Source organism: Pseudomonas sp. 31-12, assembly GCF_003151075.1.
GTDB lineage: Bacteria > Pseudomonadota > Gammaproteobacteria > Pseudomonadales > Pseudomonadaceae > Aquipseudomonas.
The window spans coordinates 2,881,146-2,896,619 of record NZ_CP029482.1; the positions used below are offsets into that span (position 1 = coordinate 2,881,146).

Below are 15,474 nucleotides of genomic sequence, written 5' to 3' on the forward strand. Positions count from 1 at the left end.
TCTCAGGCCGTTCTGGCCAGAGGCTGCTTGGCCCGGGCCAGCGCCAGGTTAAGGCGCTTGAGCAGGGCGTCTGGTGACTCGTTCAGTGCCATCACCACCGCCGTGCTCGCCGACAGTTGCAAGCGTTCGCCGTGCTGCCGGGTTTTGTGCGCCAGGCCCTGAACCGCTTGCTGCAGTTCCAGCGCCAGCAACCGTGCCTGGCTCTCGCCGGTGTTGGGCAGTAGCACCACGAAACGGTCGCCGGCCAGTCGGCAGAGCAAGTCCTGTCGGCGCAGGTTGAGCAGCAGCAAATGACTGAGTGCTTGCAGCACGGCGTCGCCTTCGGCATGCCCGAAGGCCTGATTGATGGCCGAGAAGTTGTCCAGGTCCAGCGCCAACAATGATAGCGGCTGTTGTTGACCATGACTTTCCTCAAGACTGCCGGTCAGTTGCCGCTTGAGGTAATCGGCGCCGCCCAATGGCGTGAGTTTGTCGAACAACCGATGCTCGCGGAACAGCCGCTCGCGTTTCTCCATCTGTGCGCTGATTGCCAGTTGTTCGCGGTGCCAGTGATAGATGCCGAGGGTCAGCAATATCATGCCCACCGGCATCGGCCCGGACTCGAGCCAGTGATCCCAGGTGATGCTGTCGGGCAGGCGGATGAACTCGTCGAGGCTGTCGATCCACCAGGAGAAAAAGATGCAACTCAAACCCAGCACCAGGTAATGGGTGACGCGCCCGGCCGGCCGACTCTTGAGCACCAGTCCCAGCCAGACCAGCGCGAGCAGCGCCGAACCGCCTTCACCGACGATGTCCAGCCAGACCCATTCGCTGACCGGTTTGACCTCGCCGCAGGCCAGATGCACAAGCAACCCCAGGTTGGCGGCCAACAGCAGCAGGGCGAGTTTCCAACGGTGAGGTTTGAGCACTGAGAACATGGCCGCGATCCTTTGGCGAAGAAGCAATTCGCGCCAGCACAGCAGATGTTTGTGACACTCGGGTGACTGGGGTGTGAGGTCGAATCAGCTCATGGTCCTGTGGGATTTTCTGGCGAGTGAGGACCTGTGGCGAGGGAGCTTGCTCCCGCTGAAGTGCGCAGCGCTCCCCAACTTCAGTGGGTCATGTAAAACTCATGCGGCCGCTGCGCGACCGAGCGGGAGCAAGCTCCCTCGCCACAGAGCCCGTGTCGATCGGATGCAAACAAGTCATTTCAGCTCACTTCCCTCCCCGAAACCCGGCAAAACCCCGGTTTACCGCACCTCCCGCCAACCCCTGTCACAGAACCGTCATCCCCCGTGCCTAGCGTGCCCTCCCAGTTGCCGGGCCACTTGCCTGGCGTTATCGGACTCTTGGGGGAGGACCACCATGTATAAGCGCAGCAGCACCGCTGGAGTCGTCGGCTTCACGCTCACCGCCCTGGCTATGGCAATCGCCAGTGAACGCCTGAGCGCCGCCGAAGCCGTGGCGAACACCGAACACGTCGAAGTGGTGGGCCAGGCGGCGAGCATTGATCAGGCGCTCAAGGAGCAGCGCAGTTCCGACAGCATCAAGAGCGTGGTGCATGCCGACGGCGTGGCGCAGTTGCCGGACGAAAACGTCGCCGAAGCGGTGCAGCGTCTGCCGGGCGTCAGCGTCGAGCGCGACCAGGGCGAAGGGCGGTTTGTCAGCGTGCGCGGCCTCGGTCCGGATCTGAACAGCGTGACCATCAACGGCACACTGGTGCCATCGCCGGAAAGCGAACGGCGGGCCGTGGCCCTCGATGTGCTGCCCTCGGAATTGGTGCAGTCATTGTCGGTGATCAAAACCCTGACACCGGACATGGACGCCAACTCCCTGGGCGGCACCGTGGATGTTAAAAGCCTCTCGGCCTTTGATCACAAAGGGCTGTTCTACACCGGCAGCAGCGAAGCCAGTTACGACAAAAACACTCACCAGACCAGCCCGAAATTTTCCGGTGCCATCAGTGATCGCTTCAGCCTTGGCGACGGCATCGACAACTTCGGCGTCGCTGCGGCGCTGAGCTGGCAGAAGCGCGACTTCGGCTCGGACAACGTCGAAACCGGCGGCGCCTGGGACTTCGAGCAAGGCGCCAAATTGCAGGAGTTCGAGCAACGCGATTACGACATCAGCCGTGAACGCTCCGGTGGCGGCCTGAACTTCGATTACAAACCCGACGACCTCAGCAGCTATTACCTGCGCACCCTGTACAGCCGCTACAAGGACAGCGAGACGCGCAATTCCACCAGCCTGGAATTCGCCGACCCACTGGCGGCGGGGGAGTTGGGCGATGCCGAAGGCGCCCGAAAACTCAAACAACGGGAAGAGACCCAGGAAATCCAGTCTTACGTATTGGGCGGCGAACGTATGTTCGGCCTCTGGACCCTCAGCGGCCAGGCCGGCTACAGCCGCTCCAGTGAAGACAGCCCGGGTCATATCGCCAACGCCGCGTTCAATGGCACCGACGACTTCGCCGACAGCGGTTTCTACGACACCAAAAAACCGCGACCCCTGATCGGTCAGGGCTTCTACAACCCGGACAACTTCAGCCTCGACAAGGTCGATTGGGAAAAACAGAAAACCACCGACACCGAGAAAAACCTGCGACTGGACCTGGCCCGCGACTACGACCTCAGCGGCTATGCGTCCCAGGTCAAATTCGGCGGCAAGGTCAGCCGCCGCAACAAAGACAACAACCTCGATGCCTGGGTCTATGAAGATTTCGACGATCTGGGTTTCAGCGATGAACAGCTCAACCTCAGCCGATTCCAGAAAGGCACCGTGGACTATCGCCTCGGCCAGTTCGGCCCGGGCATCAGCGGCAGCGGCATCAAGCAGTTGATCGGTGGCCTGAATCAAGCGGACTTCTATGACGAGACCGAATCGCGGGTCAACGACTTCAAGATCAGCGAAGACATCGACGCCGGCTACCTGATGAACACCATCGATATCGATGACTGGCGTTTCATTGCCGGCATGCGCTACGAAGGCACCGAGTTCGAAGCCAAGGGCACGGGCGCCACCGATGGCGAGTTCCAGTCCACCGAAACCAAACGCCGTTATCACCACTGGCTGCCGGGCTTGCATGCGCGCTATCAACTGGACAAGAACACTCAGGTGCGCGCGGCCTGGACCAAGTCCGTGGTGCGCCCGACGTTCGGCCAACTGGCGCCGGGTTTTGTCATCGACGATGACGAGGCGACCTTCGGCAACCCGGACCTCAAGCCGCTGGAATCCAGCAACCTCGACCTGGGCATCGAGCACTACATGGGCCATGCCGGCACGGTCTCGGCGTTCGTGTTCTACAAAGACATCAAGAACTTCGTCTACAACACTGACCTGGCGGGCACCGGCGCCTGGGCCGATTTCTCCGAGGCTCATACGTTTGCCAATGGCGACAGCGCCAAGCTCTATGGCCTGGAACTGGCCTACTCGCAAAAATTCGACTGGCTGCCGGCGCCCTGGAATGGTCTGCTGCTGGGCGCCAACACCACCTTCAGCCGCTCCGATGCCGAAATCGAAGGCTTCGACGCCGCCAGCGGTATCGACCGCAAGCGCAGCATCGATTTGCCCAACCAGTCGGACACTGTCGGCAACCTGATGCTCGGTTGGGAAGATGACAAGTTGAGCCTGCGCCTGTCGGCCAACTACAAGTCCGATTACCTCTTTGAGCTGGCCTCGATCAACGACAAAGCTCACGACCTGCACGTCGATGCCCAGACCTTCGTCGATTTCAGTGCGCGGTATTCGCTGACCAAAAACCTGCAAGTCAGCTTCGAGGCGCAGAACCTCACCGACGAGCCGTATTTCGTCTACACCGGTAACCGCTCCTATAACGGCCAATACGAAGAATACGGCCCGACCTACAAGCTCGGCCTGACCTTTACCCACTTCTAAGCCCCGGGGCGGCAGCCCGGTGCTGCCGCCGTGATGGATGCACGACAAGGACTTTGCCTGTTCATGAGTATTTCGTGGTTACCCAAACACGGTCTGCTGACCACCCTGATCAGCTTGACCATCGGCCAGGCCATGGCGGCCGCGCCGAACCTGAGCCTCACACCCTGGGCGCCGAACCTGGCAGTCGACGCGGTAGCGTTTTTGCCCGCTGAGATTGGCCCTGAACGCCTGGCCGCCAGCGAACGCGACGGCTTGCTGCTGCTCGACGCGCAAGGCAAAGAGTTGGCGCGCCTGAAAGGTTCGTTCAGTAGCCTGGACAGCCGCGCCGCCGGTCAACACGTCTTGGTGGCCAGCCTCGACAACGCTCGCCAACAAGCGTTGCTGGTCAGCCTCGATCCGGCCAAGCGCAGTTGGGGGCAACCGGTGTATCTGCCAACGCGGGATTACCCGGTGAACGGTTTGTGCCTGTACCGCGACGAAGCCAGCAATCTGTTCCTGTTTCTGGTGGGCGAGGAGGGCAAGGGTGAGCAATGGCTGGTGGGCAACGGCGCCACTTTGAACCCGCAACCGCAACCGCAACGGGTGCGCGGTCTGCCACTGCCGCCGTCGGCACAGTTCTGTCAGGTCGACGACGCGGCCAATCAACTGGTGGTCAATGAAGAGAACGCCGGTTGGTGGGCCTACCCGGCGCATGCCGAGGCAGATGTAACACGCACACCTGTGGCGATGCGCGAACCGTTCGGCGAGATCAAACAGGCCGCGGGTGCGATGGCCCTGGTGCCGGGTGGCATCGTCGGACTCGATCCGAAAGCCGCGCAACTGCATCTCTATCAGCAGCAGGGCGAACGCTGGACGGCTCAGGCCACCTTGGCGTTGCCAGGCTTGAGCGAGCCGGAAAACCTCGCCCTGCGCCCGACGGCCAAAGGCTTGCAAGTACTGTTGCGCGACGATGAAAACGGCCTTCTGTATCAGGGCGAACTCAACTGGCAAGCCACGCCGGTGCCCTTGGCGCCGGCGCTGCCGAACGTAAAAGCAGTCAGCCAAAGCGACCCGGTTGGGCGCCAGGGTGATGCCGCGGATGATCCGGCGATCTGGATTCATCCGCAGCAAGCCGCCCTGAGTCGGGTGCTGGGCACCAATAAAAAGCAGGGGCTGATGGCGTACGACCTGCAAGGCAAACTGCTGCAGGAGTTGCCGGTAGGCCGCCTGAACAACGTCGACATACGGCCGAATTTCAAGCTCGGTCAGCAGACCGTCGACCTCGCGGTGGCGAGCAATCGCGATCGAAACAGCCTCAGCCTGTTCAGCATCGACCGCACCAACGGTGAGTTGCGCGAAGCCGGTGAGATCCCCACGCCGCTCAAGGACATCTACGGCATCTGCCTGTTTCAACCGGCCAGCGGCGAACTTTACGCGATCGCCAACGGCAAGGATGGCACCTTCCTGCAATACCGCCTGAGCGCGCCGAACGGCAGCGTACAGGGCGAGCTGGTGCGCCAGTTCAAGGTCGACAGCCAACCTGAAGGCTGCGTCGCCGACGACCAGCGCCAGCGCCTGTTTCTCGGTGAAGAGGACGTCGGCGTCTGGGCGGTGGACGCCCGCGCCGATCAGCCGGCGACACTCAGCAGCGTGATCAAAGTCGGCGCGCAGTTGCAGGCAGATGTGGAAGGGCTGGCGCTTTATCAAAGCGCGGCGCAGGACTATCTGGTGATCTCAAGCCAAGGCAACGACAGCTATGTGGTGCTCGATGCCGAACCGCCGTTTGCGTCTCGCGGTGCATTGCGCGTAGGGCTGAACGCCGAGCTTGGTATCGACGGTGCGTCGGAAACCGACGGCCTGGAAGTCACCTCGGTGAACCTTGGCGGGCGTTGGAGCCAAGGCCTGCTGGTGGTGCAGGACGGCCGTAAACGCATGCCCGAGCAAACCCAGAACTTCAAATTCGTGCCCTGGGCCGAAGTCACCCGGGCCCTGAAGTTGCCTTGACCCGGTCTGTCATCAACGCGTCATCACATTTTCATCGAATAGCTCAACGGCCGTCGCGCATCGGCGGCCCGAGAGCATCAGACAAGGAGTTTCACCATGCAGGCCACACTCGAACACATGACGATCTGGGGGCAGATCAGCGACGCCAGCCTGTTGGTCAAGGCGGTCATGCTCACCCTGTTGCTGGCCTCGTTACTCAGTTGGTACCTGATCATGCAGCGCAGCCTCGTGCTGCAACAGCGCGAACGGCAGATGAATGCGTTTGTGAAGCGCTTTCGCAGCAGCTCGGATCTGCTGCCGCTGTACCGGGACACTACTGACAGCGAGAACGGCGTCGAGCCGATATTTCACGCCGGGCTTCACGAGTTCAACCATCTTCATCAGCACACGGGCAATGCCGCCGACGTGGTGCTCGAAGGTGTGGAACGCGCGCTGTACGTCGCCATCAGCGAGCAGGAAGTGCAGCTGGAGAAAGGCTTGCAGTTTCTCGCGACCGTGGGTTCGGTCAGCCCTTACATCGGTTTGTTTGGCACGGTTTGGGGAATCATGAATTCGTTTCTCGGCTTGTCTCAGGTACAGCAAGCGACGCTGTCGACCGTGGCCCCGGGCATCGCCGAAGCGCTGATCGCCACGGCCATCGGCCTTTTTGCGGCGATTCCGGCGGTGATTGCCTACAACCGCTTTTCCTCGCGCAGCCAGACCTTGCTCACCCGTTACTACGCCTTCGGCAATGAGCTTCAAGTGCGCCTGCATCGCACGTTGCATGGCAAGCCGTTGAACCTGGCCGCCGCAGCCTGAGAGGAGAATGAAGATGCTGGTCAGACCGCAACGCAAGCACGGGCCCAAGGCCGAAATGAACGTGGTGCCCTACATCGATGTGATGCTGGTGCTGCTGGTGATTTTCATGGTCACCGCACCGATGCTCACCCAGGGCGTGAAGATCGAATTGCCCAAGGTCGCCAGTGAAGCGTTGGCCACCGATACCCGCCAGCAAATCCTTACCCTGTCGGTGAAGGCCGAGGGCAGCTACTACTGGAACCTCGGCGGAGAACTGGATACGCAGCACCAGACCGACAGTGCGGTGGGGCTCGATGAGATGCGGGCCAAGGTCGCGCAAATCGTTGCCGAGCGTCATGACACTCAGGTTTACATTCGCGCCGACAAGGACGCCGGTTACGGCAGCGTGGTCGCGGCCATGGCGGCACTGCAACAGGGCGGGGTCAGCAACCTCGGGCTGGTGACCGAGGCTGCGCAATGACGGCGATGATCATGCACGACTCCACCATGACGTTGCCGCGCAGTGCTCCCGGCGGGTTCTGGCAGAACAGTCTGGCGGCGGGCCTGGCCGTGGCGCTGCACGTCATCGTTCTGGCGTTGTTGGTACACGGCTGGTCGCTGGAGAAAACACCAGTCAGTCAGCCGGCAGTTTTGAAAACCCAATTGGTGATGTTGCCGCCGGAACCTCAGGTGCAGGCTCCCGAACGGGCACCCGCAATCGAGCAGCCAGCACCTCCTGAGCCCGTTGCAGCCGCACCCGTCGAGCCGATCAAACCTGCTGTCGATCCACAACTCCAGGCTCAAAAACGCGAACAGGCGGCTTTGGCGCGAAAACGGGTCGAAGATAAAAAACTCGAGCAGCAAGCCGAGCAGCAACGCGAGCGACTGGAGACGCAACGACGTGACCGGGAGACCCAGCAGCGGCAACTCGCCCAGCAGCAAGAACAACGTGCCGAGCAGGCCAGACTGGCTGCCGAACGCTCGCGCCGACCAGCCGCACAGAACGCTGCCGACATTCGTCAGTATTTACCTCTGAGCAAGGAAGCACCGGACTATCCGCAGCGGGCTCTGGACAAGAACATAGAGGGCGATTGCTCGGTGGAATACACCGTCAACCCACAAGGCAAAGTCGAGAATCCCAGGGTGCTTGATGGTTGCCATCCGCTGTTCATTCGACCATCGCTGGCAGCCGCTAACACCTTCCGTTACCAACCGCGAGTCGTCGACGGCCAAGCCGTTGCGGTGCCGGCTGTGCGCAATACGTTCCATTACCGGATCAAATAAGTGCCCAGCCCTCAAATCATTCACTTTGCTCGGGTCTGCTCGATGGTTTCGACAAATGCCTTGACCAGCGGGCTGCGTTCGCGTTTGCGCGTCAATATCAGCAAGGGTGCGGTGGCCCCGGGTTCAGCCAGGGGCCGATAGGTCACGCCGCGCTTGACCAGGGTCTGGGTGCATTGGGGCACCACGGCGACGCCACGGCCTGCGGCGACCAGGGCGATGATGGAGGTGATCTGCTTGCCCTTCGGCGCGGGCAGGGGGATCAGCGCCTGGCGCCGATATAGCGCCTCGATGATCTCGTTCAACCCGGAACCGTAGTCGGTCGGGAAGGCGATCAACGGGTAGGCGCTCAAATCGGCGAGTGTCACCTGTTCTTTCCGGGTGAGCGGGCTGTCACTGGCAATGGCCGCGACCAGCGGCTCGTTGTCCAGGCAGATGGCTTGAATCTCGGCATCGTCGGCGGGCGGCTGCATACGGCTCATGCCGATATCCAGACGTCCCTCGATGAGCTGCGACCATTGGGTGCTGGACGCGCCTTCTTCCACCGTCAGTTGCACATCCGGGTACGCCGAGCAGAAGGTCTGAATGGTCTGGCTGAAAATGTCCGACAGCGCAATCGAACTGGCGTAGCCCACCGCGAGATGACCCGCGGACCCCGCCGCCAGCTTGCTGGTAATGCTCGCCGTCAGATCGACTTGCTCCAGCACCGCCCGGGCGTAGGGCAGAAAGTGCCGGCCCTCGGAGGTGAGCCTGACATTGCGGGTGCTGCGATCGAACAGGCGAAAACCCAGATCCGCCTCCAGTGCCGAAATCTGCCGCGTCAGCGGCGGTTGGGCAATGTGCAGGCGTGCCGCGGCACGGCCAAAGTGCAGCTCGTCGCTGACGAGCAGGAAGTAGCGCAGGCGGCGGAGGTCAATCATCGTCATCCTTGAGGTATCAATCGGTCAGAAATAGGTATTGGATCCTTTCGACGGTCTATCTTATAAAATTGTAAAAATACATTACAGATAATCCAGGGAATCGTCGCGTGAGTTGTCCTCGAGTTGCCTTGTTTCTGGCTGGGTGCGCCGCTTTTATCAACCTTTATGCCACACAAGGGCTGCTCAACGAGTTGGCTGCGGCGTTTCACATTTCCGCCAGGCAAGCGAGCTGGAGCATCACCGTCACCACCCTGGCCGTGGCAATCACCGCTCCCTTTGTCGGCCGGTTGACGGCGCGGGGCGAGCAGCACCGGGTCATCGCCGTGGCCGCGATATTGCTGGCACTGCCTGCGGTGATGGCGGCCTGCTCGGGCAGTTTCAGCGAGCTGCTGCTCTGGCGAGCGGTGCAAGGCATGCTGATCCCGGTGGTGTTTGCCACCAGCGTCGCCTACATCGGCGTGCGCTGGAGCGGCGAGTCAGTGACGGAAATGACCAGCCTCTATGTCGCGGGCACGGTTCTGGGCGGCTTTAGCGGGCGCTTTTTGTCCGGCCTGGTGACCGAGTTCGATGATTGGCGCCTGGCGTTGGCAGTGCTGGCCGGCTTGAATCTGATCATCGGTCTGGGGATTTTCCTGCTGTTGCCGCGCAATCTTCGGTCACCCGTACAAACGCCTGCCGATCGCAAGGCGATGCGCAGCGAATTGCTAAGCAGGCCGTTGCTGGCCACCTACGCCGTGGGTTTCTGCGTGCTGTTCGCCCAAGTCGCAATGTTTACCTATGTCGGCTTACACCTGAGCCGGGCGCCGTTTGCGCTGGGCACCGCTGCGCTTGGTTCGATTTATGCGGTGTTCCTGCTGGCACTGGTGGTGGTGCCGATCGCCGGGCGCATGAGCAAGGCCCGCCCTCGCAGTGAATGGGTGAGGGTGGCGGCATGGCTGGGCGTCAGCGGCTCGGTGCTGACCCTGTGGCCATCGTTGTGGCTGATCGTTGCCGGTCTGGCGCTCAGTTGCACCGGCGTGTTTCTCGCCCAGTCCGCGGCCAATGCCTTTATCACCGCTCATGCCCGGCAAAACAAGGCCGGCGCCGTGGGCGTGTATCTGACCTGCTACTACCTGGGCGGCAGCTTCGGCGCGTTTGTGCCTGGCGTGCTGTGGGAGCAATGGGGCTGGCCTGGCTGTATCGCGTTGATCGCGGTTTTCCAGTTGCTGCCGCTGCTGATCGTGCGCAGTGGCTGGAAGTATTCCCCATTGCCATCAATGCCGCTCCCGCGCCCGCGCCCGTGAATGTGCCTGAAATCATCATCCAACAAGGAAAAAAGAGATGACCGTGAGTAACCTGCTGACGCTGCAAAGCCAGTTGTTGAACGTGATAGAACCGGTGCTGGAGCTGATGCCGGCCGGGGTTTTGAAGCAAGCGTTGGTGGATGCGTTTCGCAGCCAGGAATCGGAATTGCTGGACATCGAAAGTACGTTTCAGACGCTCACCTCACGCCGCCATGCGGCGCCGCAGTTGCGCAAGTTCTTTGGCAGTTGGTCGAAAACCAACAACTCGGCGGCCAGTGTGTCCGGCCTGGCCAACCGCATCACGCTGCTGGCGCGTTCCGAGCAGTGGGGCGAAGCGGCGCAACGGCTCTACCGAATCTGCGGCAACCTGCAACGGATCACCGACGAGGACCTCGGCGCACTGAGCAACACGCTGCATTCCGAACTTTTTTACAACATGGCAACGCGGATCTGCGGTGACGATCAGTGGCTGCTGACAGGCAATTGCCTGCCATCGGCGCAGGCCTTCAAGGACTGGACGGACGCGCAACGCCTGCGTGACCGCGACCTGTTGCAGGGGCTGTTGGTCACCCTGGTTCACGAGGTCTACACCCACGGTGAAGTGGAGTTCATTCATCCGCTGTTCAAGCAATGGTTCGAACGTGACATGGGCGTGCCGCCCGCGAAGGTACGGGCCACCGTTGCCTGGGTCACCGTGCACACCGGCGGCACCGAAAGCAATCACTTCGCCCACGCGGTGGCAGCGGTCGAGGAGTTCGTCGATGTCATGGGCATCGTGGTGGTCAAGTTCGCCGCCCAGGAAATCTTCGGCCAATACCTGCAGCGCAAGGCTGCGGTGATGCGTGAGTGCGGCCAATACCTGGGCTGACAGACCACGATCTGACCAGCGCTTGGGAAAGTATCAATAACGACGGCATCGGTATTGGCCTGTCCTTCAGGTTTTTATCAAGATACTGAGGCTCCGGATCCGGCGTGGATGTGATGTGCCTGAAGTTGGAGATTTACAAACTATGGAAGATTGCAAGGAAAGCCGCATGCAGCTCATTGTTTTTTGCCCGCCGAAAATTCTTTTCCAGCACTCTGCCGCGAGCTGGTCTGCCGCGCTTGGCCAGGGGGGCATGCTGTTGAGCTGTGCCTCGCGATCTCAAGAGATTGCGGCGCATCTGGGCCATACCGTCCACTTTCAGCTCTTCGACAACTTTAACGACAGCGCGCTGGTCGAGATCGATGTCTATGAGCTTGCACGGGAGCTCCATGCGCCGCTGTGTGTGGCGCTGGCCGAGATCGATGTGCTGCGGGTGGCGCGCATCAATGATCGGCTCGGGATTACGGTGGGTGCCGAGGATCGCGCCTCGTTTTACCGGGACAAGTTCCTGATGAAACAACGCACCAGGGACTGCGGGTTTGCCATCGCCGAAATGGCATTGATCAGCAATGCCACGCAAGCGGTTCGCTTCAGCGAGCGCTTCGGTTTCCCGGTGGTCATCAAGCCTTGCGATGGCCGCGGCTCGAACGGCGTGGAGGTGCTCGACGATGCGCAGCAGCTGCGCGAATGGCTGGCCGGGCGCACTTCAAGCACGTTCCACAACCTGATGATCGAAAGCTATGTACGTGGCCGCCATTACATCGTCAATGGCCTGTACATCGATGGCCGCCCGATCCTGGTTTCACCGGTTCGGGTCATGACCTCGGCGCTGGATTTCCTCGGCGGCAAATCACATGACCTGCACATGCTCGACGCCGAGAACCCGATGCGCGACAGGCTGGTTCGCTATGCGCGTTCGCTGGTTGAAGAGGTGCTGCCATCTGATCCGACCATGCTGTTTCATCTCGAACTTTTCGTGGATGGAAATGACGAGATCGTCCTCTGCGAAATCGCCTCGCGGTTGGGTGGGGTGTTCTTCAATCAGGAGCTGACCCACGCCTGGGGCATTGATCCGCGGATGAGCTTCCTGCGCGCGCTGCATGATCCGTTCTACCGTCCTGAGCCAATGGCCGCGCCGCTGCGGATGGTCGGGCATATCAGCATCCCGCCACGGGTCGGTCTGCTGCGCGACGTTCCGCAAACCTGCCCGCTCGACGGTGTCCTGGAGTACCGGATTTCCGCCAGGAAGATGACTTCCTATGGCGGCATGGAATTCACCAACTCGGAAATCCTCAACGCCATCGTGGCAGGTCGGGATGAGGCCGAGTTGCGCGACAAGCTGCATCAGGTCGAGGCCTGGTTCCACGAGAGTTGCGACTGGTCGGACAGCGAAATCGCCGCCGCGATATAGACCCTGCCGTACTCTCATTCGACATTAATCGAGCTGACCTCCCTGGGCTGGACGGACTCGTCACGCCTGCAGAAAAGTGGATATCCAATGAAGACAGTGTTTGAAAGCCTTATCCCGATTCCCGTGGCGGCCCTGGGCGCATGGCTCGGTTACCTGACCGGGCTTCCACTGGGTGAGCTGATCGGCGCGATCTGCCTGGTCACGGCGCTCAGTAAAATGGGCGTGCGCATGCGCATGCCGTATCCGTTCGTGGCCACCGTGCAGTTGCTGCTCGGGGTCAGTGTCGGCTCCATCGTCACCGCCTCGATGATGCATGAGCTGACGGACTTCAGCATTCTGGTCGGTCTGCTCATCTGCATGACCACGCAGGTTTTCGTCGGCTACAACTGGCTACGGCGCATGGAGCGCTGGGGGCATATAGAAAGCCTGCTCGGGTCGATTCCCGGCGCAATGGCGGCGGTGATGACCGTCTCGGGAGAGGAGGGCCCGGCCTCCGGGCGCATCGCGTTCGTGCACATTGTCCGCTTGCTCGCGCTGTTGCTGGTGGTGACGATCATTGCCGGTGGGCACGCCGAAAGCGCGGCGCCGGTACTGGGCACGCTTGATAATTACCTTGGCGTGATCCCTCCGGCGATCGCGGCGGTGGTGGCCGGTTATCTGCTGGAGCGCTTCGATGTTCCCGCGCCTTACATGTTGACCGGGCTAGTTTGCAGCGCGGCGGTCAACGTCGGTTTTCCTCAAGTCCATCTGCATGTTCCCGATCCGCTGGCGATCGTTGCGCTGATCCTGCTCGGCGGCCTGATCGGCATTCGCCTCAAGGACATCACGTTTAAGGATTTCGTGCGTTACATCCGCGCCGGGCTGGTGGTTACTGCCCTGACGTTCTGCACGACACTGCTGGTCGCCTTCGCGTTCAGCAAGCTGACTGGCAAGCCGTTTCTTTCGCTGTTCATGTCGTGGGTTCCGGGCGGTGTCGAGGTGATGACCGCAGCGGCTTTGCTGCTCAAGCTCGATCCTGCCTTTGTGATGCTCAATCACGTGGTGCGGATGTCGATCATCCATATTTCGCCGGCGTTCCTGCCCAAACGGCTGCTGCAGGAAAAACCCTCAGCCTGAACGTAATGGCTGCAAAAAACTTCGAATGACAAGGACTTGATCTCGATGAGTATTGCAATTCACGACCCAACGCTGCGCGACGGAAATCATGCTGTCTCCCATACGCTGAGCCTGCAGGACATTGCCGCCTACTGCCGCGCGGTCGATGGCTGCGGCCTCAGCGTTGTAGAAGTCGGCCACGGAAATGGCCTGGGTGCGTCCTCCCTGCAACTCGGACTTGCGCGCTACAAAGACAGCGAGATGCTCGAAACGGCGCGAGCCAACCTGACGCATTCCAGGCTCGGCATCCACATGATTCCCGGGTTTGCCAGGCTGAGCGATATTGATACCGCACTGCAGATCGGCGTCGACGTACTGCGCATCGCGTCCCATTGCACCGAGGCCAGCCTGACCGAGAGCTACATTGAGCATGCGCGGTCCAAGGGCGCGTACGTCCAGGGCGTGCTGATGATGACTCACATGGCCAGCCCCGAAACGTTGCTCGAAGAAGCATTGAAGCAGCAGGGCTATGGCGCCAATGCCCTGGTTCTGATGGATTCGGCGGGGCACTTTGACCCGGACAGCACCCGCGAAAAAATCGGCCTGCTGGTCAGGGAGCTTGCTATTCCCGTGGGCTTCCATGGCCACAACAATCTTGGATTGGCGGTCGCCAACTCGCTGGCAGCCGCCCAGGCCGGGGCGACCATCATTGATGGCTGCATGCGCGGATTTGGCGCGGGTGCCGGCAATACCCAGCTGGAGGTGCTGTGCGCGGTGCTTGAACGCTACAAATTCGAGACCGGGGTGAAGGTTTTTGACCTTTGCCGCGCCGTCGAGAGCCTTGAGGACTCAGCTCCGGTCAGGACTCCCACGGTGGTGAAGACTGCCAATCTGATCAGCGGCCTCTACGGCGTTTGCAGCGGGTTCGAGAAGCACGTCGCGCGCGCGGCGGCGGAATTTCACGTCGAGCCGCGAAAAATCTATGAAGAGCTTGCGCGATGCAACGCAGTGGCCGGCCAGGAAGACCTGATCATCTCGGTGGCCAGCCGCCTTTCACAACCCGTCGTCGCCTGACTCTGGAGCTGAAAAAAAATGACTTTGAAAACCGCCATCATCGGCAGTGGCAATATCGGCTGCGACATCCTGTGCAAGGTGCTGGCCCATCCGAATCTGGATTGCACGCTGGTTGCCGGTCGCTCCTTGCACTCATCAGGCCTTGCGTTTGCCCGTGAGCGCGGGGTCGCCACCACCGCGGACGGCATCGACGGCCTGTTTGCCCGGATCAACGAATTTGATCTGGTGTTCGATGCCACCTCGGCTGCCGACCATGAAGCCCACGCACCGCGCCTGATCGAGGCCGGGAAAGCGATCATCAACCTGACCCCGGCCTCTCTGGGCGCGTTGTGCGTGCCGTCCCTCAACGGCGAGGAGCTGACCGAGGCGAGCAATATCAACATGATCACCTGTGGTGGCCAGGCTTCCATCCCGCTTGCGGCCGCGATCGCCCGGGCTAATCCGGGCGTGCGCTACATCGAAGTGGTGTCATCGATCAGCGCCGAAAGCGCCGGCCCGGCCACTCGGCGAAACCTGAGCAACTACATCACTACCACCGAGCATGCGCTGAGCCATTTCACCGGCTGCAAGGACGTCAAGGCGATCCTCAACATCAATCCGGCCAAGCCGAATGTCTTTATGCAGACCGCGGTTTCGGCGCTGATCGAGACGGTGGATCTGGCCGCCACCCGTCGTGAAGTGGAACGTGCCGTGGCCCAGGTGCAGTCTGCCGTGCCTGGGTATCAGGTCATCGTCGATTTGCATTACAGCGAGGGCCGCTTGTTCACCATGGTGCGCGTTGAAGGGGCAGGGGACTTTCTCGATCCAAGCGCCGGCAACCTCGACATCATCACGGCGACCGCCACTCACATGGCCGCGCTTATGGCCCGAGCCCGCGTGACCGAACGCGCAGCCTGACTCAGCGTCACGGAG

The 15,474-nt window shown here is 61.2% G+C and carries 13 protein-coding genes; 11 read left to right on the top strand and 2 right to left on the bottom strand.

What is annotated here, in order from left to right; genetic code table 11:
• Positions 1 to 2 precede the first annotated feature (2 nt).
• Positions 3 to 917 (bottom strand): GGDEF domain-containing protein, encoded by a 915-nt coding sequence (locus tag DJ564_RS13630; RefSeq protein WP_109630060.1) that lies wholly within the window; start codon positions 915 to 917, stop codon positions 3 to 5.
• A gap of 427 nt (positions 918 to 1,344) precedes the next feature.
• Between DJ564_RS13630 and DJ564_RS13635 the strand changes: the two genes are divergently transcribed.
• The 5 genes from DJ564_RS13635 (at position 1,345) to DJ564_RS13655 (ending at position 7,917) form a co-directional block, all read left to right on the top strand.
• Complete coding sequence (locus DJ564_RS13635) at positions 1,345 to 3,873, top strand: TonB-dependent receptor (RefSeq protein WP_109630061.1); 2,529 nt, start codon at positions 1,345 to 1,347, stop codon at positions 3,871 to 3,873.
• 63 nt (positions 3,874 to 3,936) lie between these two features.
• Positions 3,937 to 5,856 carry a phytase gene (locus tag DJ564_RS13640; RefSeq protein ID WP_109630064.1) on the top strand — a complete coding sequence of 640 codons (1,920 nt, stop codon included), beginning with the start codon at positions 3,937 to 3,939 and terminating at the stop codon, positions 5,854 to 5,856.
• Between the two features lie 96 nt (positions 5,857 to 5,952).
• A complete protein-coding gene (gene tolQ / locus DJ564_RS13645) occupies positions 5,953 to 6,654 on the top strand; it encodes a protein TolQ (RefSeq protein WP_109630067.1) in 702 nt (233 codons plus the stop codon).
• 13 nt (positions 6,655 to 6,667) lie between these two features.
• The gene (gene tolR / locus DJ564_RS13650) at positions 6,668 to 7,114 is read left to right on the top strand and encodes a protein TolR (RefSeq protein WP_109630070.1); all 447 of its coding nucleotides are present in this window, start codon (positions 6,668 to 6,670) and stop codon (positions 7,112 to 7,114) included.
• A complete protein-coding gene (locus DJ564_RS13655; protein WP_109630073.1) occupies positions 7,111 to 7,917 on the top strand; it encodes an energy transducer TonB in 807 nt (268 codons plus the stop codon). The genes tolR and DJ564_RS13655 overlap by 4 nt, the downstream gene beginning before the upstream one ends.
• 20 nt (positions 7,918 to 7,937) lie before the next feature.
• On the opposite strand, the gene DJ564_RS13660 is transcribed toward DJ564_RS13655, so the two are convergent.
• Positions 7,938 to 8,834 carry a LysR family transcriptional regulator gene (locus DJ564_RS13660; RefSeq protein ID WP_109630076.1) on the bottom strand — a complete coding sequence of 299 codons (897 nt, stop codon included), beginning with the start codon at positions 8,832 to 8,834 and terminating at the stop codon, positions 7,938 to 7,940.
• A gap of 107 nt (positions 8,835 to 8,941) precedes the next feature.
• Between DJ564_RS13660 and DJ564_RS13665 the strand changes: the two genes are divergently transcribed.
• The 6 genes from DJ564_RS13665 to DJ564_RS13690 all read left to right on the top strand — a co-directional run bounded on the left by DJ564_RS13665 (position 8,942) and on the right by DJ564_RS13690 (position 15,459).
• A complete protein-coding gene (locus DJ564_RS13665) occupies positions 8,942 to 10,117 on the top strand; it encodes an MFS transporter (RefSeq protein ID WP_256597501.1) in 1,176 nt (391 codons plus the stop codon).
• Positions 10,118 to 10,160: 43 nt separating this feature from the next.
• Positions 10,161 to 10,985: a hypothetical protein gene (locus DJ564_RS13670; protein WP_256597513.1), complete on the top strand. Its 825-nt coding sequence runs from the start codon at positions 10,161 to 10,163 to the stop codon at positions 10,983 to 10,985.
• A gap of 166 nt (positions 10,986 to 11,151) precedes the next feature.
• Positions 11,152 to 12,393 carry an acetyl-CoA carboxylase biotin carboxylase subunit family protein gene (locus DJ564_RS13675; RefSeq protein WP_109630084.1) on the top strand — a complete coding sequence of 414 codons (1,242 nt, stop codon included), beginning with the start codon at positions 11,152 to 11,154 and terminating at the stop codon, positions 12,391 to 12,393.
• A gap of 87 nt (positions 12,394 to 12,480) precedes the next feature.
• Entirely contained in the window at positions 12,481 to 13,509 is a 1,029-nt protein-coding gene (locus DJ564_RS13680; RefSeq protein WP_109630087.1) for an AbrB family transcriptional regulator, read from the top strand.
• A 45-nt stretch (positions 13,510 to 13,554) separates the two neighbouring features.
• The gene (gene dmpG / locus DJ564_RS13685; protein WP_109630090.1) at positions 13,555 to 14,562 is read left to right on the top strand and encodes a 4-hydroxy-2-oxovalerate aldolase; all 1,008 of its coding nucleotides are present in this window, start codon (positions 13,555 to 13,557) and stop codon (positions 14,560 to 14,562) included.
• 18 nt (positions 14,563 to 14,580) lie between these two features.
• Positions 14,581 to 15,459: an acetaldehyde dehydrogenase (acetylating) gene (locus DJ564_RS13690; RefSeq protein ID WP_109630093.1), complete on the top strand. Its 879-nt coding sequence runs from the start codon at positions 14,581 to 14,583 to the stop codon at positions 15,457 to 15,459.
• Positions 15,460 to 15,474: the final 15 nt, after the last annotated feature.